Here is a 2,524-nt window from a genome sequence, read left to right as displayed (position 1 = left end):
TAGGCAATATGCTGAAAGAGTACATTTACCTGGGGACTGAATTGATTGCGGAGGTGACACCATGATGACTATAAGATCAGGCACTGAACAGCGTGTTCTATTTAAAACACTGCATAATCCAAGTCAATCTTTGATGAATAAGATGCAAAACCGACTCCTTAAAATGTTTACGACGGCTACGTTACTGTTGATGTGTGTCGTGTCACCTGTCTACGCTCAAGATCGAGCGACAGCCACTTCGGAAAGCAAGCGTCCCAATATCACTGTCTGTAGCCCGTCAGCGAAAGTTGGACAAAAAGGGGTAATTGAATAAGAGAGTGTTTTAGCTCATCGTAACCTTAGTAAAAGGAGACGATGATGACCAAGAACTATCCTAAAGACAGCGCCGAGAAAACGGTGCGTGATATCCGCCGAGCTACCCGACGACAGTATTCAGCAGAAGAGAAAATCCGCATTGTGTTAGAAGGTCTTCGCGGCGAAGACAGCATCGCAGAGCTGTGTCGTCGCGAGGGAATCAATTCCAATGTGTACTATCGTTGGAGCAAGGAGTTTCTGGAAGCAGGCAAGAAACGCTTAGCCGGTGATACCGTTCGCGAAGCCACCACCGATGAGGTGAAGCACTTACGTTTGGAGGCAACCCGTTTAAAGGAAGCGTTGGCCGAACAACTGATGGAAGTTCGTTTGCTTAAAAAAAGCGTGATCGGCGATGGGGAGAACGGTATATGAGGTACTCAGCGGCTGAGAAACTGGAAATCATCCGTCTGGTGGAACAATCCAGCTTGTCGGTACGCCAGACACTTAAGCGATTGGATATCACCAAGTCCACATTCTACAACTGGCTCAAACGCTATCAATCAGGTGGCCCCGACGCGTTGGAGGATAACAAACCCCTGCTGCAGTCAGTGTGGAATCAATTGCCTGACGATCGCCAGGCGGCCATCGTGGAACTGGCACTGGATAGGCCGCAGCTCTCGCCTAGAGAATTAGCTGTCGCCTATACCGATACAAACAGCTATTTCGTGTCCGAATCGACCGTGTACCGCCTGCTCAAAGCCCATGACTTAATCACGAGTCCCGCTTATATCCTGATGCAAGCCGCCGAGAAGTTTCAACATCCCACCACACGGGTCAATGAGCTGTGGCAGACCGACTTTACCTATCTGAAGGTGATCGGTTGGGGTTGGTATTACCTGTCCACTATCCTCGATGACTTCTCCCGCTTCATCGTCGCTTGGCGGCTGTGTACGACCATGACTGCCACCGATGTATCGGACACGCTCGATGACGCCCTTCAGTTCACAGGCCTCGATCAAGTCAAGGTGAAACACAAACCACGATTACTGAGCGACAACGGTCCATCGTACATTGCGGGTGATTTGAAAGACTACTTGGATAGCCAGAATATGGCTCATACTCGGGGACGACCCTATCACCCTATGACCCAAGGTAAGATCGAATGCTGGCACCGATCAATGAAGAACCAGATCTTATTGGAAAACTACTATCTACCCGGTGATCTGAAACAGCACATCACTCTGTTTGTGGATTACTACAACCACGAGCGCTACCATGAATCGCTCGATAACCTGACACCAGCCGATGTCTTTTACGGGCGGGGTCAATCCATTCTTGATAAACGAGAACAGATTAAATTGAACACATTAGCCATGCGAAAACAATTGTATTACGATAACCGATCAACAAACCTAAACCTGATGAGCTAATCCGCCTCTTAATTTAAATCCTCTTTAGTCCACATTCCTTTGACGACGTACATGATCAACCGTTTGCAGCCTTCCTCGATCTCCTGTGCTTGTTTATCGACATATACGAATTCTCTAGGACCACCGACGGAAATGGCACGAGCAAAACGCTGTGCGTGCTCGATCTTGTTGAGTTGCACGGTGATTGCTTGACGTAGTTCCACCTCGTCAATATAGCGCAACAGGAAAATGGATTTGATGATCTGTCCGAAGGCCTTAAGGGCGCGATATAGATCATGCTGCTTCGAATACGAGTTCAATCGCCGGAATAACTCCGAGGCCGTCACTTCCTTGAGTTTTATCGATACAATAAAACGCAGAATATCTTCCCAATGATCAATGACCAGGCGTGTATTGACGTTGCCGCGGGGCTTAATCACAAATGATTTTATCGCGTCGCTACGGCGCATTGTTTTGAAAGCATACAGACGCTGACGTTTGAAGTTCTTAATTCGGGGCGCATAGGAGAAACCCAACAAATGCATCACACCAAACACCAGTTCACTGTAACCGTGGGTATCGGTGGAGTGAATATCGCTCTGGACAATATTATTATGCATCAATCCGTCGATCACGTAAGCACTTTCACGCTCGGCCGCGCTAATCACCGTTGAATAAAACAGTAATTGGCGCTCATCGACAAAGCTGTAGACACTGACGCCTTGGCCTTTGCCGAAGTACTTGTATGAGTAGTTGGCATTTAAGGAGTCGGCCCGCACTTCAAATTTCTGTCCATCACTAGCCGTATGCAGTTGTTTTGG

2 protein-coding genes are annotated in these 2,524 nt (G+C 48.0%); one reads left to right on the top strand and one right to left on the bottom strand.

The features are described from left to right. The first annotated feature begins 354 nt into the window (after nucleotides 1-354). Nucleotides 355-1,724, top strand: a protein-coding gene (locus ACQY6F_RS18735) for an IS3 family transposase (protein WP_428776614.1) whose coding sequence is annotated in 2 segments (ribosomal slippage) — nucleotides 355-706 and nucleotides 706-1,724 — 1,371 coding nt in all. Because the reading frame shifts where the segments join, the coding sequence is not laid out codon by codon here. Nucleotides 1,725-1,732: 8 nt separating this feature from the next. Here ACQY6F_RS18735 and ACQY6F_RS18730 read toward each other — a convergent pair. Beyond that, nucleotides 1,733-2,524, bottom strand: a 792-nt coding sequence (locus tag ACQY6F_RS18730; protein ID WP_428776613.1) for a Tn3 family transposase, incomplete at its 5' end; no start/stop codon positions are given.

The organism is Vibrio sp. (assembly GCF_050299255.1).
Classification (GTDB): domain Bacteria; phylum Pseudomonadota; class Gammaproteobacteria; order Enterobacterales; family Vibrionaceae; genus Vibrio.
This window is presented reverse-complemented; position numbering and strand designations above follow the sequence as displayed.